Source organism: Chromobacterium haemolyticum (genome assembly GCF_009936155.1).
GTDB classification, from domain to species: Bacteria; Pseudomonadota; Gammaproteobacteria; order Burkholderiales; family Chromobacteriaceae; genus Chromobacterium; species Chromobacterium haemolyticum.
On record NZ_AP019312.1, the window covers coordinates 4,879,876 to 4,899,794 of the forward strand.

Sequence of the window (19,919 nt, forward strand, 5' to 3'; positions counted from 1 at the left end):
TGTAAATCAACTAACTGTTACCGCCGCGCCACACGGTCCACGCGCCGCCACATGGCCTATCAGTCACCATCGCGCCGGGAAAAACTGTTGTAGACTCAAGGCCATGAACCTATTTCCAGCCGCGGCGCCGGCCCGGCCATCCAGCGCCATGCCCTCGACTCGACTCCCGCCCGCCCCCAGGCAACTGGTGCACGAACGCGGCATTCCCGCCTTCGGCGTATATCAGGGCATCATTGACCGGCTGGACTGGCACGCGCTGAAAACCACGCCCTATCAACGGCTGACACGCAGGCTGCATCACAAACGCTGGCAATACGCGGCTATCGCCCATCCGGCCTTTTTCATCGGCGTCGCCATCGTCGACGTCGGCTGGACCGGCACCGCCTTCGCCTATCTGTTCGACCGCAAGAGCGGCGCGATCATCGCCGCAGCCAGCGCCAATGGCCTGCCGGGTTTCTCCACGCAAATAGAAGACCGCGCCTTCGGCGACGCCGCCTTCCAGGCCGGCCGCTGCCGTCTGAGTTTTCGCCGCGACGGCGAACGGCTGGAACTGGCGGTGGACTCCCCTCAGTTGAAAGTGGCCGCGCATATCCAATTGGCCGACATGCCGCCGGTGCTGGCGGTGATTGCGCCGGCCAACTGGCTGGCCCATTCCACCCATAAAAGCGGCGGCCTCAGAATCAGCGGCTTCGCCGACTGCCAAGACCGGCGCTATTCCCTGGACGGCGCGGTAGCATCGCTGGACTACTCCAACGGCCTGCTGGCGCGGGAAACCCGCTGGCGCTGGGCCAGTGCGCATTCTCTGGAACTGGGTTTCAATCTGCAGCAAGGCTATATGGGCGACACCGAGAACGCCGCCTGGTTGCGAGGCAAACTGATCCGGCTGGGGCCGGTAAGCTTCGACTACCAACCGGACGACCCGCTGCAAGGCTGGCGCATACGCAGCGACAACGGCTTGCTGGACCTGAACTTCGCCCCGGAGGGCGCGCGGCGCGAAGACAAGAACCTGCTGATCGCCGCCAGCCGCTATGTGCAGCCCATCGGCCGCTTCAACGGCCAGATCCAGGATCCGGACGGCGGCGCCGTCCATGTGGTGAGCGACTTGCTAGGCGTGACCGAGGACCATCTGTCGCGTTGGTGAACGTAGCCCGCTCAATGCGGCACGCCTGCCACCTTTCGCCGGCATTAACTGGAGTTCATCGCAATTCCCTGCCGTAACTAGGGAAATTCCTAGTTCGCAAAAACACAAGACCGGCTTGAGCAACAGTGGTAGGATGCGCCCGCAACCGAGTATTCTCTCTAAACGACCAAACGAAACAAACCTTCAGAGCCTGTCCATGATCCTTTTTGCGCCCGTGCTCCAGAACGCTCATGAACAGACTCTCAGTAGGAGATTGCCATCATGGATAGATTAAGCGCTTTGCTCGAACACAATCGCCACTTTGTGGAAAACCGCGAATACGAGCAATTCAAGACCGACAAGTTTCCCGGCAAGGGTCTCGCCATCCTGGCCTGTATGGACGCGCGGATGGTGGAACTGCTGCCCAAGGCCATGGGCCTGAAGAACGGCGACGCCAAGCTGATCAAGAATGCCGGCGCGCTGATCACCCATCCATGGGGATCGGTGATGCGCAGCCTGATCATGGCAGTGTACGAACTGCGCGCCGACGAAATTTGCGTGGTCGCCCACCGTGACTGCGGCATGCGCGCGGTCGACCCGCAGCGCGTGCTGGACCACGCGATGGAGCGCGGCGTGTCGGAAGACACCATCACCACGCTACGCGCGGCCGGCATCGACCTGGACGGCTGGCTGAAAGGCTTCGACAACGTGTCCGATAGCGTGCGCCACACCGTGCAGACCATCCGCAACCATCCGTTGATGCCTAAAGACGTGCCGGTGCACGGCATGGTGATCCACCCGTCCACCGGCCGGCTGGAAGTCATCGTCGATGGTTACCAGAACGAAGACACGCAGGAATAAGCCTGTGCGCCTAGGCCTGTTCGGCGGCACCTTCGACCCCATCCACAACGCCCACCTGCGCATGGCCGACGCCTTCGCCGCCGAGCTGGCGCTGAACAGGGTCAGGCTGATTCCCGCCGGCCGGCCCTATCACCGCAGCCAGGGCCCGCACGCCGCGCCGGCACAACGGCTGGCCATGGCGAAGCTGGCGGTGGCGGATCGGCCGCTGCTGTCGGTGGACGAACGCGAAGTGCGCCGGCCCGGCGCCGCCTACACCATAGACACCCTGGAAGAGCTGCGCGCCGAACTGGGCGCGGATGCCGAACTATGGTTTTTGATTGGCGGCGACTCGCTTGCCACGCTGCACACCTGGAAGCGCTGGGACGAACTGTTGCGTTTCGCCAACCTGGCCGTGGCCTTGCGTCCCGGCTTCGATCCGGCCTCGCTGCCGGTGCCGGTGCAAGCCTTGTGGCGCGCCCGGCAAGTCTCTGATTTTTCAAATCGAACCGCATCCGGTACAATCCGCCCCTTGGCCTTGCCGCCGGTGGACATCGCGGCCACCGACATCCGCCAGCGCCTGGCGCGCGGCGACGCGGTGGACGATGTGCTGCCGCCCGCGGTGCTGGCCTATATCCGCCAACACCGGCTATACCAGACAGTGTAGCCGCCGTGTCCGGCCACTTTCCGCCAGGCCGCCCGCAGTCGGCCGGCAGCGATTCACTTTAAAGCAATACGGCAGGCCTGCCGCCGCGCTGCGTGCGCCGGCTCCGCCCGCCATTTTGCGGCAGCTTTGCGCCGGCCCCGGCCAGCGCGAACCCCGCACAGGAAAAGGACATTATGGAAGTGCAAGACATTGCCAAGCTGGCGATCGAAGCCCTGGAAGACGTCAAGGGCAAGGACATCATCGAACTGGACACCAGCAAGCTGACCTCGCTGTTCCAATGCATGATAGTGGCCACCGGCGACTCCAACCGCCAGGTCAAGGCGCTGGCCAACAGCGTGCACGTCAAGCTGAAGGAAGCCGGTGTGGACATCGTCGGCAGCGAAGGCCATGAAAGCGGCGAATGGGTGCTGGTGGACGCCGGCGACGTGGTCGTGCACGTGATGCTGCCCGCCGTGCGCGACTACTACGACATCGAAGCATTGTGGGGCGGCCAGAAGCCCAGCTTCCTGCCGGCCGGCGGCCGTCCGTGGTCGGCCACCTGATCCGGCTGCGCTAAGGGCGTGTTTACGATCTCGCGAGCAAGAGCGAGACAAGGCGAAAACAGCTGAGAAAGCGGAATGGTCAAGTGGTACATGAGCATTTCGAGGACGGTTTCAACGCCGTATCGCCAACGCGTGGCAGGTCGTAAACAGGTTCTAAGCCGCTCATCGAAACGGGGACGCAAGTCCCCGTTTGCGTTTACTCCCCTGGCTCACTCACGATGAAAATCACTATTCTCGCCGTCGGCACCAAGATGCCGCGTTGGGTCGACGAGGCCTACGGCGATTACGCCAAGCGCTTTGGCCGCGACATCACGCTGGAACTGAAGGAAATCAAACCGGAGAAACGGGGCGGCGGCGTCACCGCCGAAAAAGGCATTGCCGCCGAGCACGAACGCTTGCTCGCCGCCATTCCTCCGCGCGCAAGGCTGGTGGTGATGGACGAGCGCGGCAAGAACTGGACGTCGGTGCGGTTGGCCGAAGGCCTGAAGGAATGGATGGCCGGCGGCGACGACGTGGCCTTCATCATCGGCGGCGCCGACGGCCTGGCGGCGGAATTGAAGCAGCGCGCCGACGTGCTGCTGCAACTATCGGCGATGACGCTGCCGCACGGGATGGTGCGGGTAATGTTGGCCGAGCAGATCTATCGCGCCTACTCCATTCTCAACAACCACCCCTACCACCGCGAATAAGAACCGGCTCACAGTCGGATCAAGCCGGCTGCGACGGTTGCGCCGCCGTCGGCGGCAAGGGCGGCGGCGTTAGCCCGGCCCACTCCACCGTCACCGTATCGTCGCGCAAAGGCAGCGCAGAGTCCTCTGCGCGCGCCAAGCTGGCCAGCCAGTTTTCATTGCCTGAGAAAATCATGACAGCTTCCTCCAGCCCTCATGTTGCAAACGCCGCTCAACCGCGGTGGCGGAACGTCGGCAGGCCACCACAGGGATGCCCAGCGCGTAAGCGCTGTCCCGATAATTGCGCATCACATTGTGCCCCAGGAAATCGGTGAGCAGGATCAATAGATCCGGCTTGCCCGGCAACGGCGCCTTGCGCTGATGCGCGACGTTGCGCCCGCAAATGTGGCGGGTGATCCGGATATCGTAGCTTTGCAGAACCGCCGGAATGTTCCCCAGGCTATCCGCGCCTATCAACAGGGCGTTCATCGGCCACCTCCTCTCTGCGCGGCGCGGGACGCGCCTTGACATACCCCCACTCTAAGCCGATGAAATAGCACAGTAAAGATATATAAAATTAGTTTTTTATTTCAAATAAGTATATAAATGCCGCAACGCACCGCCCCGCCTCTTCCTTGGGCGATAAATCAGCAAGTATTTGAAATTTCGGCGTAAAGCAAGCCCCCTCATTACAGCGGCGGCCGGCGCCCAACCCTGTCCTCCCGTCCTTAGTTTCAAGCAAGACTATCGACAGAAAAACCGAAACCCGCTACGCTGCGCACCCCCGGCTTATTCGCCCAACCCATTGATCTGTATATACAAATGAACGCAGTTCTTCTGGCCGTCATCATCATGCTCGGGCTGGCGCTATTGCGCACCCACGTCGTCATCAGCCTGCTGCTCGGCGCCTTGATCGGCGGCCTCAGCGGGGGCCTGTCCCTATCCCGCACGCTGGAAGCCTTCAATAACGGCATCACCGGCGGCGCTTCGGTAGCCTTGTCCTACGCCCTGCTGGGCGCCTTCGCGCTGGCCATAGCCAAATCCGGTCTGCCGCACGCAATGGCGGACCTAGCTGTCAAGCGTCTGGAGCGCGATAGCGGCCAGAGCCGCTTGAAATGGGCGCTGATCCTGTTGCTCGCACTGGTCAGCGTCGCCAGCCAGAACCTGGTGCCCATCCACATCGCCTTCATTCCCTTGCTAGTGCCGCCGCTGCTCTATGTGATGGCGCGGCTGCATCTGGACCGCCGCCTGGTCGCCTGCGTGATCACCTTCGGCCTGGTCACGCCCTATATGGTGTTTCCCGTGGGCTTCGGCGACATCTTTCTGAAGCAGATCCTGCTCGGCAACATCGCCAAATCCGGCATGGACGTGCGCGGCCTCAATGTGATGCACGCGATGGCGATTCCGGCGCTGGGCATGGTGGCCGGCCTGCTGTGGGCGGTGCTGGTCAGCTACCGCAAGCCGCGCCAGTACGCCCTGGGCAAGATAGAAAACGTTGAACGCACCCGCGCCAAGGTCAGCCGCAAGTCGCTGGCCACCGCCTTGCTGGCGATCATGCTGGCCTTCGCGGTGCAGCTGTACACCGATTCAATGATCATGGGCGCGCTGGCGGGCTTTCTACTGTTCCTCGCCACCGGCGTGGTGAAATGGAAGGACGCTGATGGTCTGTTCAATGAAGGCATGAAGATGATGGCGATGATAGGTTTCACCATGATCACCGCCCAAGGCTTCGCCGAGGTGCTAAAGGCCACCGGCCAGGTGGGAGCTCTGGTGACCGCCAGCGCCGGTCTGTTCGCCGGCAATCAGGGCGTGGCCGCCTTCGCCATGCTGCTGGTTGGCCTAGTGGTGACCCTGGGCATAGGCTCTTCCTTTTCCACCGTGCCCATCCTCACCGCCATCTACGTTCCGCTGTGCATGCACTTGGGCTTCTCGCCGCTGGCCACGGTGGCCATCATCGGCACCGCCGGCGCGCTGGGCGACGCCGGCTCGCCGGCCTCGGACTCCACGCTGGGGCCGACTTCGGGCCTGAACGTGGATGGCCAGCACGACCATATCCGCGACACCGTGCTGCCCACCTTCCTGCACTACAACCTGCCGGTGCTGGCGGCCGGCTGGATTGCGGCGATGGTGTTGTAGAATGGCCGGCATGGATGATCAAATCGATGCCCGCCTGGCCGAAATGGAAGTGAAGCTCGCCTTCCAGGACGAACTATTGGACGCGCTGAACGCCACCGTGGCGCGTCAGCAAAAAGACCTGGAACTGCTGCAACAGCAAATGCGCCTGCTCTACCAGCAATTCCGCCAAGCTCAGCCGGACGATAGCGCGTCCGGCCTCAGTCTGCGCGACGAACTACCGCCGCATTATTGAGGAGCAGGCGGTTCAAGCGCCTCGACGCCGCGACACCGTCGCCTCGATGTTCTTACGGCCGATCAACGGCGCCGGTTCCGGCATGTCCGGCGCGACGTCTCCCAGCCACTTGTACATAACCAGACAGTCCACCAGCCCCAGCCGCGCGTGACGATAAGCGCGCGGCAAACGGCCCACCGGCTCAAAACCCAGCTTGCGCCACAGAGCCACCGCCACTTCGTTGCTGGCCACGACCGAATTGAACTGCATCGCCAAAAAGCCGCTGTCCCGCGCCAATTTCTGAGAATGCTCGCACATCAGCCGCGCCACGCCTTTGCCGCGCGCCTCCTCGGCCACCATATAACCGCAGTTGCAGACATGGCCGCCCGGGCCGGCGGCGTTGGGCTTGAGGAAATACGAGCCCAACAGCGCGCCGTCTTCCTCCGCCACCAGTGTGTGCAAGGGCAGCCGCAGCCAAAGGTCTCGCGCCTGCTCCCACGTCATTTCCGGATCGAAAGCATAGGTCTCCCTAGCCGCCACCACCGCGTGGAACACGGGCCAGAAACGCTCGAAATCACCGTCGTTCATCGGTCGAATCGTAATCATGCCGCCTCCTGTTTCAGTTGCGCCGTCCCCGGCTTTCTGGTCATGCGACCGGACAACAAGCTGGCGCTGGCGATCAAGGCGCCGCCCGCCCATTCGCGCGGCGTCATCGCCTCTCCGGCCAGCAGGTAGGCCGACGCCGCCGCGAACAACAGCTCCATCAGCATCAGCGTCATCGTCTGCGTTGCAGGCAGAATAGACACCCCGTGCTGCGATATCACGCTGGTGCACAACAGGGTCACGCCCAGAATGCCCAATACCAGCCAACTTTGCGGCGGTATCTGCAGAATGCCGCCCAACTGCCCGGCCAGCGCCAGTTTGATCGCGCCAATGGACGCCACGCCAAACCAGATCGACGCCGACTTGACCGGCACCGGGATGGACTGGGCGCCTCGGCTGATCACATTGCCCAGCGCAAAGGCCATGCCGCCGGACAGAGCCAGCCATTCATAGCGATGGCTGAGCGGCAGTTCGCCGGCGAACAAGCCGGGCCGATAAATGAAGATGAAGCAGCCAAGCAGCGACAAGGCCACCACCAGCCAGCCGCTGCGGGTCAAACGCTCCTTCAGGATCAGCCGCGACAGGAACACCGTCCACAAAGGCGACAGGTAGAACAAGAGCAAGACCCGCATCACCTGCCCCTCGGACACCGCCCAGGTATAGCTGTAGTTGCACCAGCCGAACACCGCGGTCAGCACCAGCAACACCGGCTGTAGCCGGAACTGGCGGCGATAGACGTCGAAAAAGGTGATCACACCCAGAGTGATCGCCACCAGATACACCACCAGCGAGGTCATCGCCACGCTGACGCCGCTTTGATTGAGGCTACGGAACGGATACCACATCAGCCCCCACACCAGCGCAGTGGTCAGAATGCCGGTGGTGGCCAGAAACTTTTGTTTTACAGGTGTCATTGCTGTTCTTAAGATGTTCGCTGTTCGTTTGCTTGCGCCCGCTTTTCTGGAGATACCCGTGAACCCTCGCCTGGCCCAATTGCAGCCCTACCCGTTTCAACGCCTGCGCGCGCTGCTCGCCGGCGCAACGCCGCCCGCGGACAAGGCGCACATCAACTTGTCGATAGGCGAGCCCAAGCACCCGACGCCGGCGCTGGTGGAACAGGCGCTGATCGACAATCTGGGCGGCTTGTCGCAATACCCGGCCACGCTGGGCAGCGAAGCGCTGCGCCAGGCCTGCGCGGCCTGGATGCGGCGACGTTACGATCTGAACCTGGATGCGCAAAGCGAGATACTGCCGGTCAACGGCAGCCGTGAAGCCTTGTTTGCTTTTGTGCAGACAGTGATCGACGCAAGCGTTGAGCCGGCGCCGGTAGTGATATCCCCGAATCCTTTTTACCAGATTTACGAAGGCGCGGCACTGTTGGCCGGGGCCGAACCCTACTATGTCAACTGCCTGGCCGAACAGCGCTTCCAGCCGGACTGGAGCCAGGTACCGGAAACAGTGTGGCGGCGTACCCAGCTGGTGGTCGTGTGCAGCCCGGGCAATCCCACCGGCGCGGTGATGTCGCTGGCCGATTGGGAAACCTTGTTCCAGTTGTCGGATTGCTACGGCTTCGTCATCGCCAGCGACGAGTGCTATTCCGAAATCCACTTTGGCCGCCCGCCGCTGGGAGGGCTGGAAGCGGCGCGCAAGCTGGGCCGCGGCTTTGAACGGCTGGTCATGTTCACCAGCCTGTCCAAGCGCTCCAACGTCCCCGGCATGCGCTCCGGCTTCGTCGCCGGCGACGCGGCGCTCCTGGCGAAATTCCTGCTCTACCGCACCTACCACGGCAGCGCGATGAGCCTGGCGATACAGGCGGCCAGCGTGGCGGCCTGGAACGACGAGGATCACGTGGAGTCCAACCGGGCTCAATACATCGCCAAGTTCGACGCGGTCACCCCGCGGCTGGCGATGGGGCTGGAGGTGCGCCGCCCAGACGCCAGCTTCTACCTGTGGGCCAAGGTGCCGGACGGGAATGATGTAGACTTCGCCAAGGCGCTGTTCGCCGAAGAACACGTCACCGTGCTGCCGGGCAGCTACCTGGCGCGCGAGGCTCACGGCGTCAACCCCGGCACCGGCTATGTCCGCGTCGCGCTGGTGGCCACGCTGGAAGAGTGCGTGGCCGGCGTCGAGCGCATCGTCGCCTTCGCCGAACGCAAACAGCGCCAGACCCCCTGAATCTACGCGGCCCGCCACCGGCGCGGCCGCTTGAAAGCGAATTGAATGACGACTTCCATCCACATTGCCAAAGGACTGAACACCATGCATCCGATCCAAACCCTGATCGAAGAAGCGTTTGAGAAGCGCGCCGAGATCACGCCCGCCACCGTCTCCGCCGAACTCAAGGCCGCCATCGGCCAGGTGATCGCCGAACTGGACGCGGGCCGCCTGCGCGTGGCGGAAAAACAGGGGGCCGACTGGGTGGTGAACCAGTGGGTGAAGAAGGCGGTGCTGCTGTCCTTCCGCATTCGCGACAATGAACTCTCCGACGACGGCGTCAACCGCTACTTCGACAAAGTCGACACCAAGTTCGCCGACTGGACGCCGGCCCGCTTCCAGGAAGCCGGTTTCCGCGTGGTGCCGGGCGCGGTGGCGCGCAAGGGCAGCTTCATCGCCAAGAACACCGTACTGATGCCCTCCTACGTCAACATCGGCGCCTACGTCGACGAAGGCGCGATGGTAGACACCTGGGCCACCGTCGGCTCCTGCGCCCAGATCGGCAAGAACGTGCACCTGTCCGGCGGCGTCGGCATCGGCGGCGTCTTGGAGCCGCTGCAGGCCAACCCCACCATCATCGAGGACAACTGCTTCATCGGCGCGCGTTCGGAAATCGTCGAAGGCGTGATCGTCGGCGAAGGCTCGGTGATCTCCATGGGCGTCTACATCGGCCAGTCCACCAAGATCTACGACCGCGAAACCGGCGAGATCAGCTACGGCCGCGTGCCGCCGGGCTCGGTGGTGGTGTCCGGCAACCTGCCCAGCAAGGATGGCAGCCACAGCCTGTACTGCGCGGTGATCGTTAAGAAAGTGGACGCGCAGACTCGCAGCAAGACCAGCATCAACGAACTGCTGCGCGGCGTGTAAGCCCCTTCCGTCCGCCGGCTCGGGCGGACAGTCGGCACGCCCGCTGTCCGCCTCTCCCCGCCTCCTCCGCGCCGCCGGCCGCATTGCAATGCAGCATATTTGCATCGCAAACACCGTTGAAATTTGGCTAGTTCACGACAAGTCTATAAAATCTCCAGTTCGAAAAGAATCGGCAAAAAAGCGGCCGCTCTCCAAGAACCGCTCATCCAAGGCAAAGCTTGGGTGACAGGCTTCAAGAGCCGCTTTGCCTGAACGGCCCGCCATCGCACCGCTCCGGGCCCGCCGTTTCAACCGAAGCCGTTCGCGGCTTCACGCATGCTATCTGGAAACTTTGTGTCTTCTGACAATTTCATTGAATTCAGAAACGTCAGCTTCGCCTATGGCGAGCGGCCCATTCTGAAAAACCTCAACCTCGCCATTCCGCGCGGAAAGCTGGTGGCCGTCATGGGCGGCAGCGGCAGTGGCAAGACCACGCTGCTGCGGCTGATCTCGGGCCAGAACCGTCCGCAAAGCGGCGAAGTGCTGGTTGACGGCAAGAGCGTCGCCAAGATGAGCTCCGCCGAACTTTATCAACACCGCCGCCGCATGGGCATGCTGTTCCAGTTCGGCGCGCTCTTCACCGATCTGTCGGTGTTCGACAACGTCGCTTTCCCCATTCGCGAGCACACCAAGCTGCCGGACAGCATGATCCGCGACCTGGTGACCATGAAACTGGAGGCCGTTGGCTTGCGCGGCACCCAGCAGCTGATGCCCGCCGAGCTGTCCGGCGGCATGGCGCGCCGGGTGGCGCTGGCGCGCGCCATCGCGCTGGACCCCCAACTGATGCTATACGACGAGCCTTTCACCGGCCTGGATCCGATCTCGCTGGGCGTGATCGCCCACCTGATCAAGAAGCTCAACAACGCGCTGGGCACCACCGCGGTGATGGTCACCCACGACGTGCACAAATCGCTGGAGATCGTGGACCACGTGCTCTTCGTCGCCGGTGGCGAGATCGTCGCCCAAGGCACGCCAGACCAAGTGCGCAACTCGGATTCGCCATGGGTTCACCAGTTCATCTGGGGCGAAGCCGACGGTCCGGTGCATTACGCCTACCCGGCGGAGCGCTCGCTCGCCGAGGATCTGGGACTCAACGGAGGCCCCCATGCTTGATTTGATCGCGGCGCCCCTGCGCAAGCTCGGCCACCTTACCATCAACGCTGTCTGGCGGTTGGGCTTCGCCTGCCGCTTCCTCGTGGCCATCCTGAGGGGCAGCGGCCAGAGCCTGCTGCGGCCGCAGTTGACCATACGCGAGGTCTATTTCGCCGGCGTGATGTCCTTGATCATCATCCTTGTGTCCGGCCTCTTCGTCGGCATGGTGCTGGGCCTGCAAGGCTACAGCACCCTCGCCAAGTTCGGCTCGGCCGACGCGCTGGGCGCGGTGGTGGCGCTGGCGCTGCTGCGCGAGCTGGGTCCGGTGCTGGCCGCGCTCTTGTTCGCCAGCCGCGCCGGCAGCGCGATGACGGCCGAAATCGGCCTGATGAAAACCACCGAGCAACTGGACGCGATGAGCGTGATGGCGGTCGATCCCATCGCTCGCGTGGTGGCGCCCCGCTTCTGGGCCGGCGTCATCTCCATGCCCATCCTGGCCGCGCTGTTCAACGTGGTCGGCATTTTTGGCGGCTACCTGGTGGGCGTGGTGATGATAGGCCTGGATGTCGGCACGTTCTGGTCGCAGATGCAGGCCAACGTCGACCTGCATTTCGACGTGGTCAACGGACTGATCAAGAGCCTGTGCTTCGGCGTCGCCGTCACCCTGATCGCCGTGTTCGAAGGCTACGACGCCACTCCGACGGCCAGCGGCGTGTCCGCCGCCACCACCCGGACTGTCGTCACCTCCGCATTGGTCATTCTGGCGCTGGATTTCATCCTGACCGCCTTCATGTTCTAGGAAAAACCCGAATGAAACGCTCTACTATTGACTTGTGGGTAGGCATTTTCGTGGCGCTGGGCATTGCCGCCGTCACCTTCCTGTCGCTGAAAGTGGCCAACCTGGTCCCGCAAAGCGCTAACCAGACCTATGTGCTGTACGCCGACTTCGACAATGTCGGCGGACTGAAGGTCAAAGCGCCGGTCAAGGAAGCCGGTGTGGTGATCGGACGCGTGGCCGACATCCGGCTCAACCCGAAAACTTATCGCGCCCGGGTGACTCTGAATATTGACAAGGCCTATCAGATCAGCGACGACGCCAGCGCGTCCATCCTGACCGCCGGCCTGCTGGGTGAACAATATATAGGCATGCTGCAAGGAGGCTCGGAGACCAATCTGGCCCCGGGAGGCACCATCACCATCACTTCCTCCGCCATGGTGCTGGAACAATTGATCGGTAAGTTCATGACGGGCTTTACCGATAGCAACAAGAGCGCTGACAAATAGCGCGGCACAAAGACGGGGCACCCCGCAACAAACTGCCGGCCGGCGAGCCGTCCGCGCCGCCGGCTTACTCGCAATTGATTGGAAAAACGATGAAAAAACTGCTCGCATTCTGCTGTCTGCTGTTCGGCCTGTCCGCTGTGGCCCAAGCCGCCGGCGACGCCCCCACCGATGTAATCAAAGACGCATCCCGGCAGGTGCTGGAAGTGCTGAAACAGGACAACGGCAAGAACACCAAGCAAATCCGCCAGCAGGCGGAAGCGGTGGCGGTGCCGATGTTCGACTTCCCGCGCATGACCGCGCTGGCCGTGGGCCTGGGCTGGCGTCAGGCCAGCGCCGAACAGCGCGCCCAACTGACTCAGCAGTTCCAGACCCTGCTGGTGCGCACCTATTCCGCCACCATGACCCGTTTCAAAACCGCTCAGGTCGACGTCAAGCCCAATCCGTTGATGAGCAACGGCGACCGCGACGCCACGGTGAAAACCACGGTCAGCCTGCCGGGCAACGCCAATCCAGTAGCGGTGGACTACTCACTGAACAAGGGCCCGCAAGGCTGGAAGATCTATAACGTGAGCGTGGAAGGCGCCAGCCTAGTCACCGTCTATCGCAATTCCTTCAATGAAGAAGTGCGCAAAAACGGCGTGGACGGTCTGATCAAGCTGCTGCAGAACAAGAACGCCGCTCCGGTGGCCGCGGCGCCCGCAAATAAGGGCAACGGCTGATGTTGGAGCGCACCGCCCCCGGTCAGGCGCGGCTCAGCGGCCGGCTGAACATGGATAGCTGCGGCCCGCTGGCCGCGCCGCTGGCCAAGCTCGCCGGTGAAGCGCCGTTGCGCCTGGACTTGTCCGGCATAGCCGGAGCCGATTCCGCCGCGTTGGCTCTGCTGCTCGGCGCGCGCCGCGCCGCCGACGCCGCCGGCCACGCCCTGTCCCTGGAAAACTGGCCTAGCGGGCTCAGCGCTCTGCTCGACCTTTACTCGCTGGCGGAATTGTTGTCCGCCCCAGCGGCGGAAGCGGAATGATATGCGGAGAGGATTTATGTCGTCCCTGAAACCCGCGCTGACCGGCCTGGCGCTATCGCTGCTGCTGGCCGGCTGCGCCAGCAATCCAACGGTGCCTTACGACCGCTTCGAGCCGTACAACCGCGCCATGTACCAGGTCAACGACACCGCTGACCGCTACGTGATCAAGCCCGTGGCCGAAGGCTACAAGGCCGTCACGCCGTCGCCGGTGCGCACCGGCGTCAGCAATTTCTTCGACAACCTCAAGGATGTCTACAGCGCGCTGTCCAACGCCTTGCGCGCCGAACCGGAAAAAGCGCTGAACGACGTGATGCGGGTGGCGATGAACACCGGCTTCGGCCTGTTCGGCCTGATCGACATCGCCAGCCAGGCCGGCCTGAAGAACAACAAGACCACCCTGGGCGACACCTTCGCCGCCTGGGGTTGGCATGACAGCAACTATCTGGTGCTGCCCTTCTTCGGCCCGTCCACCGTGCGCGACGGCACCGGCCTGACCGCCTCGCTGGCCGGCCCCGGCCCGGAGAAGATGTTTTACGACACTACCTGGCAAGCGGTGGGCTTTTACGGCCTGTACGGCGTGAACACCCGCGCCCGCTACCTGGGCGTGGAAGCCATGCTCAACACGGCGGCGCTGGACCCGTACACTTATACCCGCGACGCTTATATGCAGCTGCGCGCACAGCAGCTGGGCCTGCCCAACCCGACCCAGGCCACCGACAATTTCAACCTTGACGAGCTGGTGGACTCCCCGGCCGGCAAGCAGGACAGCTCGGCGCCGGCTATGGCCGCTCCCGACGCCAAGGCCGCGGCCTCCGCCGCGCAGTAAATCCGCACCCTCCGCTGCCGGCCGTCTCAACAAGCCGGCAGCGTTCTTTTTCATTTCTCAACAGGAAACGCCATGAGCAATCTGCCAGCCTGTCCGCAATGCAACTCCGAATACACCTATCAGGATGGCGCGATGTATGTCTGCCCGGAGTGCGCGCACGAATGGAACGAGCAAGCCGCCCCCGCCGAAGAAACCCGCGTGATCAAGGACGCCAACGGCAATGTGCTGCAAGACGGCGACAGCGTCACCGTGATCAAGGACCTGAAAGTCAAAGGCTCCTCGCTGGTGGTGAAAGTAGGCACCAAGGTGAAGAACATCCGCCTGGTCGACGGCGATCACGACATCGATTGCAAAATCGACGGCATCGGCGCGATGAGCCTCAAGTCCGAATTCGTCAAGAAAGCGTAAAACCCGCGCGCCAAAACAAAACGCCACAGCCTGAGCCGTGGCGTTTTTCATTGCCGGGGCAAAGCTTAAGCTTAACTGATCCGTTCGATCAGCGCGCCCACCGCACCCAGCTTCTTCTCGATATGCTCGTAGCCGCGGTCCAGGTGGTAGATGCGATCGACGATGGTCTCGCCCTCGGCCACCAGGCCGGCGATCACCAGGCTGGCCGACGCGCGCAGATCGGTGGCCATCACTGTGGCGCCGGACAGCTTCTCCACACCCTTGATGATGGCGGTGTTGCCTTCCACTTCGATGTTGGCGCCCATGCGGTTCAGTTCCGGCACGTGCATGAAGCGGTTCTCGAAAATAGTTTCGGTCACCACGCCGGCGCCCTCGGCCACACAATTCAGCGTCATCAACTGCGCCTGCATGTCGGTGGGGAAAGCCGGGTAAGGCAAGGTGCGGAAGTTCACCGCCTGCGGACGGCGCTTCATGTCCAGCGAGATCCAGTCGTCGCCGCACTCCACCACCGCGCCGGTTTCCGCCAGCTTGTCCAGCACCGCTTCCATGCTCTTAGGCGCGGCGTTGCGCAGCACAATGTGGCCGCGTGTCATCGCGCCGGCCACCAGGAAGGTGCCCGCCTCGATCCGGTCCGGCATCACCGCATAATCTGCGCCGTGCAAACGCTCCACGCCCTCGATTACCAGCCGGTCGGTGCCGATGCCGCTGATCTTGGCGCCCATCGCCACCAGACAGTTGGCCAGATCGGTCACTTCCGGCTCGCGCGCGGCGTTTTCCAGCACCGTGGTGCCTTCGGCCAGCGTCGCCGCCATCAGCAGGTTCTCGGTACCGCCCACGGTCACCATGTCCATGATGATGCGGGCGCCGCGCAGGCGGCGGGCCTTGGCCTTGACGTAGCCGTGCTCGATGCTGACCTCGGCGCCCATCGCCACCAGGCCCTTGATGTGCTGGTCCACCGGTCGGCTGCCAATGGCGCAGCCGCCCGGCAGGGACACCGTGGCCTCGCCGAAGCGCGCCAGCGTCGGACCCAGCACCAAAATGGACGCGCGCATGGTCTTCACCAGATCGTACGGCGCCACCAGGCTGTCCAGATGGCCAGCGGTGATTTCCATCTCGTGCACATTATCGGTCATCACCCGCACCCCCATGCCCTGCAACAGCTTCTGGGTGGTGGCGATATCGCGCAACATCGGCACATTGGTGAAACGCATGGTGTCGCCGGTCAGCAGGCTGGCGCACAGGATGGGCAGGGCGGCGTTCTTGGCGCCGGAAACGCGGATCTCGCCGTTAAGCGGACCGTTGCCGATGATTTTCAGTTTATCCATGATGGATCAGCCTTGCAGTTTTTGCCATTCGTCCGGCGTGACGGCCTTGACGATGGACAGAGCGTGAATTTCATTGCTGGCCAGGCGGGTGGCGATCACCTCCTTGACCAGGCGGTGGCGATCGATCAGGCGCTTGCCCTCGAAAGCCGCCGACACGATGGTGGCGTAGAAGTGGTGGCCATCGCCCTCCACTTCCAGGTGGGTACAGGCCAAACCGGCCTCGATGTATTCTTTGACTTGTTGCGGAGTAATCATGAGAAATCCCGTGGATACGCCTTAATGGCGCAGTTTATAGCCAGATTTGATCAGCCACAGCGTCAGGCCCGACAAGACGGCGAAGCTGCCGCCCACCACCCCGGCCGATAGCCAGGGGCTGACGTCGGCCTGGCCGAAGAAGCCGTAGCGGAAGCCGTCTATCATGTAGAACACCGGGTTCAGATGAGACGCGGCGTACCAGAACGGAGGCAGGCTGTTGATCGAATAGAACACGCCCGACAGGAAAGTCAGCGGCATGATCAGAAAGTTCTGGAAAGCGGCCAACTGATCGAACTTTTCCGCCCAGATGCCGGCCAGGATGCCCAGCGCGCCCAGCACGCCGCAGCCCAGCACAGCGAAGACCAAGGCCCACAACGGCTGCGCCGGCAGCGGCAGGCCGAACCAGCCGGTGATCAGCAAGACCCCGGCGCCCACGGCCAGGCCGCGCACGACGGAGGCCAGCAGATAGGCGCCGAAAAACTCCACCGCGGTCAGCGGCGGCAACAGCAGAAACACGATATTGCCGGTGATCTTGGACTGGATCAGGCTGCTGGAGCTGTTGGCGAAGGCGTTTTGCGCCATTGACATCATCGCCAGGCCTGGAATCAGAAAGGCGGTGTAGCTGATGCCAGGGTAAGCCTCGACATGGCGCGACAGCACATGGGCGAAGATCAACTGATACATCAGCGCGGTCAATACCGGCGCGGCCACGGTCTGAAACGCCACTTTCCAGAAGCGGACCAGCTCTTTCTTAAATAGGGTCATGAAGCCGGTCATGGCTGCGGCCCTCCATTCATCATCTTGACGAACACGCTTTCCAGATCCGTCTCCACCACGTTCAGTTCGCGTACTTCCACCGCCGCTGCGCGCAGCGCGGTCAGCACGGACTCCAGCTGGCCCAGATGCTCCAGCTGCAACACCACGCGGCGGTCTTCGTCGCGCAGCTTCAGAGGCAGCAGCGCCGTCGGCAACTCGCCGGACAATAGCAGCGCCACTTCGCGACGCGCGCTGTGCGCCAGCAGCTTGTCCTTGCTCTCCAGCGCCACCAGCCGGCCTTTCTTCAACATGGCGATGCGCGAGCACAAGGCCTCGGCTTCTTCCAAGTAATGGGTGGTCAGCACGATGGTGTGGCCGGCGCGGTTCAGTTCCTGCACAAACACCCACAGGCTCTGGCGCAGTTCAACGTCCACGCCGGCGGTGGGTTCGTCCAGCACAATGACCGGCGGGCGGTGCACCAAGGCCTGGGCCACCATCACCCGGCGCTTCATGCCGCCGGACAGCGCGCGCATATTGCTGTGCGCCTTGTCCGCCAGGCCCAGCTTGAACAGCAGTTCGTCTATCCAGTCGTCGTTGCGGCCCAAGCCGAAGTAGCCGGACTGAAAACGCAATGTTTCGCGCACCGACAAGAAGGGATCGAACACCAGTTCCTGCGGCACCACGCCCAGCGCCTTGCGCGCGGCGCGGAAATCGCCGACCACGTCGTGGCCCATGATGCGGATGGAACCGCTGTCCGGCCGCGACAAGCCGGCCATCGCGGAAATCAACGTGGTCTTGCCCGCGCCGTTGGGACCGAGCAGGGCGAAGAATTCGCCGGGGGCGACGGTGAAGCCCACCTGGTCCAGCGCCTGCAGCTGGCCATAGCGCTTGCTCACCGCCTGAATTTCAATAGCCTGGGGCATGAGAGAGGTAACACCGGCAACGCCGCGCGGCGCAAGCCGCCAACGACGCTAATGGTTTGACAAAAAAGGTCAATTATAGCGCTGGGCTACGTTTGAGGGGAGAGTTCTTCCATCACTTCCGGCAAGAAAATGCCGCGATAGACATACTGCAACAGTTGCGTGGCATTCTCGCCCAAATTGGTCTGGCTGCCGTCCGCCAGCCAACGGTTGATCAGGCCGTGGTGCATCGATTGCAACACCTCGGCCACCGTTTCCGGATTCACGTACGGCAAGGTCTGGCCGGCATCCACCGCCATTTGCACCACCAGGGTCAACTGCTCGCGGGTTTCTTGCATATGTGCAACACACTCGTCGTGAATGGGGGCCAGCTCGCCAACATGCTCGCTCCGCATAAACAGAATGAGTAAAATACGACGAACCTGTGGGTTATCCCCAATCATGGTCAGCAGCCGGTGGCTATGGTTCCACAAGGCCAGTGCCGGACTCGAGTGTGCCGTTCTCAACAATTGCTCACAGATGTCATCAAACTGTCCGCTCATCCTGTCCAGCATTGCCCGGTACAAGTCCAGCTTGTTCTGGAAATGCCAATACACAGCGCCGCGCGTCAATCCTGCCGCGCTGGCGATGTCGGCCAGTGTCGTTTTGGAGACACCCTTCTCGCTAAAGAGCTGCTCCGCCGTATCCAGCAGCAAATGCCGCGTTTGTTCGGCTTCTTCCCGGGTTTTGCGTGCCATGTTGAACGTATCGCTGATCAAGGAGTCTGTCGGAAGCCCGCACCATAACACAATGCGTCGCTGGAAGCATTTTACATACGTACACGCATGTATGTAAAATGTCGCGATCCGATATCGATCAATTTCCACTATCAAAGAAAAATTGCAGTACCTTTTACTTATAACACTCATATCTCCACATTCCTGAGGACATCCCATGAAGATGCAAGGAAACACCTTCGCCCAGAAAGGCGGGCAATGGCTGTTGCTCACTGCCTTGGCCGCCAGCCTGATGGCCTGCGGTCAAAAAGACGACAAGCATGCCGGCGCCATGCCGCCGATGCCGGTGGGCGTGCTCGAGATCGCGCCTAGCGATGTGCCCGTCTCTTTCGAATTCGTCGGCCAAGCCGCCGGTTCGCGCGAAGTGGAAGTACGCGCCCGTGTGGGCGGCATTCTGCTCAAGCGCGCCTACACCGAAGGCAAGCCGGTGAAACAAGGCGACTTGCTGTTCCAGATTGATCCGGAGCCGTTGAAGGCGACGCTGGACCAGGCCCAGGGCAATCTGCAAGTGCAACAGGCTCAGTTGGTGCGCACCAAACAGGATTACGACCGCATCACCCCGCTGTTCAAGGAGAACGCGGTCAGCCAAAAAGACCGCGATGACGCGGTCAGTGCTTACGAGGCCGCCAAGGCGTCCGTCGCAGCCGCCCAGGCTCAGGTGCAGCAGGCCAAGATCAATCTTGGCTACGCCCGCGTCACCGCGCCGATTTCCGGCATGACCAGCCAGGAAACCCGCTCCGAAGGCAGCCTGGTGTCCACCACAGCCGACGGCAGCCTGCTGACCAAGGTGTCCCAGCTGGACCCGATCTACGTCAACTTCAGCATGTCCGACAACGACATGATGAATCTGCGCAAGATGCAGGATTCCGGCCAATTGAAGCTGGCCGCCAACGGCCACTTCAACGTGCAGCTGAAGCTGACCGACGGCTCCACCTACGGCAAAAGCGGCCGCTTGAACTTTACCGACAGCTTGGTTGACGCCAGCACCGGCACCATCCGCTCGCGCGCCACTTTCGCCAATCCGGACGGCGGCATCCTGCCCGGCCAGTTCGTGCGCGTGATCCTGCAAGGCGCCAAGCGCAGCAACGCCATCGCCGTGCCGCAGCGCGCGGTGCTGACCTCGCAGCAGGGCAAGATGGTGTGGGTCGTCGGCGCCGACAACAAGGTGCAGCCGCGCCCCATCACCGTGTCTCAGGATGTGGGCCTCAACGTGCTGGTGGAAAGCGGCCTGAAAGCCGGCGACAAGGTGGTGGTGGACAACATCATCAAACTGCGCCCGGGCGCGGACGTGAAACCGCATCCGTTCAAGGCCGACGCCAGCGCGCCCGCCGCCGCGCCCAAACAATAAGGCAAAG

At 62.7% G+C, this 19,919-nt stretch carries 26 protein-coding genes; 17 read left to right on the forward strand and 9 right to left on the reverse strand.

Annotated elements, in window-relative coordinates; genetic code table 11:
- Positions 1-103: 103 nt before the first annotated feature.
- The 5 genes from GYH29_RS22500 to rlmH all read left to right on the forward strand — a co-directional run bounded on the left by GYH29_RS22500 (position 104) and on the right by rlmH (position 3,855).
- A complete protein-coding gene (locus tag GYH29_RS22500) occupies positions 104-1,141 on the forward strand; it encodes a DUF2804 domain-containing protein (protein ID WP_198001614.1) in 1,038 nt (345 codons plus the stop codon).
- A 261-nt stretch (positions 1,142-1,402) separates the two neighbouring features.
- The gene (locus GYH29_RS22505) at positions 1,403-1,981 is read left to right on the forward strand and encodes a beta-class carbonic anhydrase (RefSeq protein WP_039754719.1); all 579 of its coding nucleotides are present in this window, start codon (positions 1,403-1,405) and stop codon (positions 1,979-1,981) included.
- A 4-nt stretch (positions 1,982-1,985) separates the two neighbouring features.
- A complete protein-coding gene (gene nadD / locus GYH29_RS22510) occupies positions 1,986-2,624 on the forward strand; it encodes a nicotinate-nucleotide adenylyltransferase (protein ID WP_019101318.1) in 639 nt (212 codons plus the stop codon).
- Positions 2,625-2,797: 173 nt separating this feature from the next.
- Positions 2,798-3,166, forward strand: coding sequence for a ribosome silencing factor (rsfS, locus tag GYH29_RS22515; protein ID WP_019101317.1), 369 nt, complete (start codon positions 2,798-2,800; stop codon positions 3,164-3,166).
- Between the two features lie 218 nt (positions 3,167-3,384).
- The gene (gene rlmH, locus GYH29_RS22520; protein ID WP_019101316.1) at positions 3,385-3,855 is read left to right on the forward strand and encodes a 23S rRNA (pseudouridine(1915)-N(3))-methyltransferase RlmH; all 471 of its coding nucleotides are present in this window, start codon (positions 3,385-3,387) and stop codon (positions 3,853-3,855) included.
- A 19-nt stretch (positions 3,856-3,874) separates the two neighbouring features.
- On the opposite strand, the gene GYH29_RS22525 is transcribed toward rlmH, so the two are convergent.
- Together GYH29_RS22525 and GYH29_RS22530 are read right to left on the reverse strand one after the other, a co-directional pair.
- Positions 3,875-4,030, reverse strand: a complete 156-nt coding sequence (locus tag GYH29_RS22525) for a hypothetical protein (protein WP_019101315.1) — start codon at positions 4,028-4,030, stop codon at positions 3,875-3,877.
- Positions 4,027-4,323 (reverse strand): DUF2325 domain-containing protein, encoded by a 297-nt coding sequence (locus tag GYH29_RS22530; protein ID WP_019101314.1) that lies wholly within the window; start codon positions 4,321-4,323, stop codon positions 4,027-4,029. The genes GYH29_RS22525 and GYH29_RS22530 overlap by 4 nt, the downstream gene beginning before the upstream one ends.
- A 333-nt stretch (positions 4,324-4,656) precedes the next feature.
- Between GYH29_RS22530 and GYH29_RS22535 the strand changes: the two genes are divergently transcribed.
- Entirely contained in the window at positions 4,657-5,970 is a 1,314-nt protein-coding gene (locus GYH29_RS22535) for a Na+/H+ antiporter family protein (RefSeq protein WP_019101313.1), read from the forward strand.
- Between the two features lie 10 nt (positions 5,971-5,980).
- Positions 5,981-6,202, forward strand: coding sequence for a SlyX family protein (locus GYH29_RS22540; RefSeq protein ID WP_039754724.1), 222 nt, complete (start codon positions 5,981-5,983; stop codon positions 6,200-6,202).
- A gap of 12 nt (positions 6,203-6,214) precedes the next feature.
- On the opposite strand, the gene GYH29_RS22545 is transcribed toward GYH29_RS22540, so the two are convergent.
- Together GYH29_RS22545 and GYH29_RS22550 are read right to left on the reverse strand one after the other, a co-directional pair.
- Positions 6,215-6,787 carry a GNAT family N-acetyltransferase gene (locus tag GYH29_RS22545; RefSeq protein ID WP_039754717.1) on the reverse strand — a complete coding sequence of 191 codons (573 nt, stop codon included), beginning with the start codon at positions 6,785-6,787 and terminating at the stop codon, positions 6,215-6,217.
- On the reverse strand, positions 6,784-7,698 hold the full coding sequence (locus GYH29_RS22550; protein ID WP_019101310.1) for a DMT family transporter: 915 nt from the start codon (positions 7,696-7,698) through the stop codon (positions 6,784-6,786). Before GYH29_RS22550 ends, GYH29_RS22545 begins: the two co-directional genes overlap by 4 nt.
- A gap of 58 nt (positions 7,699-7,756) precedes the next feature.
- Between GYH29_RS22550 and dapC the strand changes: the two genes are divergently transcribed.
- The 9 genes from dapC (at position 7,757) to GYH29_RS22595 (ending at position 14,532) form a co-directional block, all read left to right on the forward strand.
- Positions 7,757-8,959, forward strand: a complete 1,203-nt coding sequence (gene dapC / locus GYH29_RS22555; protein ID WP_161524423.1) for a succinyldiaminopimelate transaminase — start codon at positions 7,757-7,759, stop codon at positions 8,957-8,959.
- 84 nt (positions 8,960-9,043) lie between these two features.
- A complete protein-coding gene (dapD, locus tag GYH29_RS22560) occupies positions 9,044-9,865 on the forward strand; it encodes a 2,3,4,5-tetrahydropyridine-2,6-dicarboxylate N-succinyltransferase (RefSeq protein WP_039754722.1) in 822 nt (273 codons plus the stop codon).
- A 333-nt stretch (positions 9,866-10,198) separates the two neighbouring features.
- The gene (locus GYH29_RS22565; protein WP_019101307.1) at positions 10,199-11,017 is read left to right on the forward strand and encodes an ABC transporter ATP-binding protein; all 819 of its coding nucleotides are present in this window, start codon (positions 10,199-10,201) and stop codon (positions 11,015-11,017) included.
- Positions 11,010-11,795 carry a lipid asymmetry maintenance ABC transporter permease subunit MlaE gene (gene mlaE, locus GYH29_RS22570; protein ID WP_107732104.1) on the forward strand — a complete coding sequence of 262 codons (786 nt, stop codon included), beginning with the start codon at positions 11,010-11,012 and terminating at the stop codon, positions 11,793-11,795. Before GYH29_RS22565 ends, mlaE begins: the two co-directional genes overlap by 8 nt.
- Before the next feature lie 11 nt (positions 11,796-11,806).
- The gene (gene mlaD / locus GYH29_RS22575) at positions 11,807-12,280 is read left to right on the forward strand and encodes an outer membrane lipid asymmetry maintenance protein MlaD (protein WP_019103827.1); all 474 of its coding nucleotides are present in this window, start codon (positions 11,807-11,809) and stop codon (positions 12,278-12,280) included.
- A gap of 89 nt (positions 12,281-12,369) precedes the next feature.
- Complete coding sequence (locus GYH29_RS22580) at positions 12,370-12,999, forward strand: MlaC/ttg2D family ABC transporter substrate-binding protein (protein ID WP_019103826.1); 630 nt, start codon at positions 12,370-12,372, stop codon at positions 12,997-12,999.
- Positions 12,999-13,298, forward strand: coding sequence for an STAS domain-containing protein (locus GYH29_RS22585; protein ID WP_019103825.1), 300 nt, complete (start codon positions 12,999-13,001; stop codon positions 13,296-13,298). The genes GYH29_RS22580 and GYH29_RS22585 overlap by 1 nt, the downstream gene beginning before the upstream one ends.
- Before the next feature lie 16 nt (positions 13,299-13,314).
- Positions 13,315-14,124, forward strand: a complete 810-nt coding sequence (locus GYH29_RS22590) for an MlaA family lipoprotein (RefSeq protein WP_118268442.1) — start codon at positions 13,315-13,317, stop codon at positions 14,122-14,124.
- Positions 14,125-14,196: 72 nt separating this feature from the next.
- Positions 14,197-14,532: a zinc ribbon domain-containing protein YjdM gene (locus GYH29_RS22595; RefSeq protein ID WP_043589429.1), complete on the forward strand. Its 336-nt coding sequence runs from the start codon at positions 14,197-14,199 to the stop codon at positions 14,530-14,532.
- 71 nt (positions 14,533-14,603) lie between these two features.
- Here the strand turns inward: GYH29_RS22595 and murA are convergent, their stop codons facing one another.
- From murA to GYH29_RS22620, 5 genes are all read right to left on the reverse strand, one after another.
- Positions 14,604-15,857 carry a UDP-N-acetylglucosamine 1-carboxyvinyltransferase gene (gene murA / locus GYH29_RS22600; protein ID WP_019103822.1) on the reverse strand — a complete coding sequence of 418 codons (1,254 nt, stop codon included), beginning with the start codon at positions 15,855-15,857 and terminating at the stop codon, positions 14,604-14,606.
- 6 nt (positions 15,858-15,863) lie between these two features.
- The gene (locus tag GYH29_RS22605) at positions 15,864-16,112 is read right to left on the reverse strand and encodes a BolA family protein (protein WP_081574739.1); all 249 of its coding nucleotides are present in this window, start codon (positions 16,110-16,112) and stop codon (positions 15,864-15,866) included.
- A gap of 21 nt (positions 16,113-16,133) precedes the next feature.
- A complete protein-coding gene (locus GYH29_RS22610) occupies positions 16,134-16,889 on the reverse strand; it encodes an ABC transporter permease (protein WP_019103820.1) in 756 nt (251 codons plus the stop codon).
- Positions 16,886-17,791 carry an ABC transporter ATP-binding protein gene (locus GYH29_RS22615; protein WP_161524424.1) on the reverse strand — a complete coding sequence of 302 codons (906 nt, stop codon included), beginning with the start codon at positions 17,789-17,791 and terminating at the stop codon, positions 16,886-16,888. The genes GYH29_RS22610 and GYH29_RS22615 overlap by 4 nt, the downstream gene beginning before the upstream one ends.
- Positions 17,792-17,877: 86 nt before the next feature.
- Positions 17,878-18,525 carry a TetR family transcriptional regulator gene (locus GYH29_RS22620; RefSeq protein ID WP_039754261.1) on the reverse strand — a complete coding sequence of 216 codons (648 nt, stop codon included), beginning with the start codon at positions 18,523-18,525 and terminating at the stop codon, positions 17,878-17,880.
- 196 nt (positions 18,526-18,721) lie between these two features.
- On the opposite strand from GYH29_RS22620, the gene GYH29_RS22625 reads away from it, so the two are divergent.
- Complete coding sequence (locus GYH29_RS22625; RefSeq protein WP_232060449.1) at positions 18,722-19,912, forward strand: efflux RND transporter periplasmic adaptor subunit; 1,191 nt, start codon at positions 18,722-18,724, stop codon at positions 19,910-19,912.
- Positions 19,913-19,919: the final 7 nt, after the last annotated feature.

Bases quoted from the DNA above. Each gene is read 5' to 3' on its own strand.
- GYH29_RS22620 (WP_039754261.1), bottom strand. From the start codon at position 18,525: ATGGCACGCAAAACCCGGGAAGAAGCCGAACAAACGCGGCATTTGCTG.
- rsfS (WP_019101317.1), top strand. From the start codon at position 2,798: ATGGAAGTGCAAGACATTGCCAAGCTGGCGATCGAAGCCCTGGAAGAC.
- GYH29_RS22535 (WP_019101313.1), top strand. From the start codon at position 4,657: ATGAACGCAGTTCTTCTGGCCGTCATCATCATGCTCGGGCTGGCGCTA.
- GYH29_RS22545 (WP_039754717.1), bottom strand. From the start codon at position 6,787: ATGATTACGATTCGACCGATGAACGACGGTGATTTCGAGCGTTTCTGG.
- GYH29_RS22625 (WP_232060449.1), top strand. From the start codon at position 18,722: ATGAAGATGCAAGGAAACACCTTCGCCCAGAAAGGCGGGCAATGGCTG.
- GYH29_RS22540 (WP_039754724.1), top strand. From the start codon at position 5,981: ATGGATGATCAAATCGATGCCCGCCTGGCCGAAATGGAAGTGAAGCTC.
- GYH29_RS22530 (WP_019101314.1), bottom strand. From the start codon at position 4,323: ATGAACGCCCTGTTGATAGGCGCGGATAGCCTGGGGAACATTCCGGCG.
- dapD (WP_039754722.1), top strand. From the start codon at position 9,044: ATGCATCCGATCCAAACCCTGATCGAAGAAGCGTTTGAGAAGCGCGCC.
- rlmH (WP_019101316.1), top strand. From the start codon at position 3,385: ATGAAAATCACTATTCTCGCCGTCGGCACCAAGATGCCGCGTTGGGTC.
- GYH29_RS22605 (WP_081574739.1), bottom strand. From the start codon at position 16,112: ATGATTACTCCGCAACAAGTCAAAGAATACATCGAGGCCGGTTTGGCC.
- murA (WP_019103822.1), bottom strand. From the start codon at position 15,857: ATGGATAAACTGAAAATCATCGGCAACGGTCCGCTTAACGGCGAGATC.
- GYH29_RS22585 (WP_019103825.1), top strand. From the start codon at position 12,999: ATGTTGGAGCGCACCGCCCCCGGTCAGGCGCGGCTCAGCGGCCGGCTG.
- GYH29_RS22590 (WP_118268442.1), top strand. From the start codon at position 13,315: ATGTCGTCCCTGAAACCCGCGCTGACCGGCCTGGCGCTATCGCTGCTG.
- GYH29_RS22595 (WP_043589429.1), top strand. From the start codon at position 14,197: ATGAGCAATCTGCCAGCCTGTCCGCAATGCAACTCCGAATACACCTAT.
- GYH29_RS22505 (WP_039754719.1), top strand. From the start codon at position 1,403: ATGGATAGATTAAGCGCTTTGCTCGAACACAATCGCCACTTTGTGGAA.
- mlaD (WP_019103827.1), top strand. From the start codon at position 11,807: ATGAAACGCTCTACTATTGACTTGTGGGTAGGCATTTTCGTGGCGCTG.
- GYH29_RS22580 (WP_019103826.1), top strand. From the start codon at position 12,370: ATGAAAAAACTGCTCGCATTCTGCTGTCTGCTGTTCGGCCTGTCCGCT.
- GYH29_RS22500 (WP_198001614.1), top strand. From the start codon at position 104: ATGAACCTATTTCCAGCCGCGGCGCCGGCCCGGCCATCCAGCGCCATG.
- GYH29_RS22525 (WP_019101315.1), bottom strand. From the start codon at position 4,030: ATGATTTTCTCAGGCAATGAAAACTGGCTGGCCAGCTTGGCGCGCGCA.
- GYH29_RS22615 (WP_161524424.1), bottom strand. From the start codon at position 17,791: ATGCCCCAGGCTATTGAAATTCAGGCGGTGAGCAAGCGCTATGGCCAG.
- GYH29_RS22610 (WP_019103820.1), bottom strand. From the start codon at position 16,889: ATGACCGGCTTCATGACCCTATTTAAGAAAGAGCTGGTCCGCTTCTGG.
- mlaE (WP_107732104.1), top strand. From the start codon at position 11,010: ATGCTTGATTTGATCGCGGCGCCCCTGCGCAAGCTCGGCCACCTTACC.
- GYH29_RS22550 (WP_019101310.1), bottom strand. From the start codon at position 7,698: ATGACACCTGTAAAACAAAAGTTTCTGGCCACCACCGGCATTCTGACC.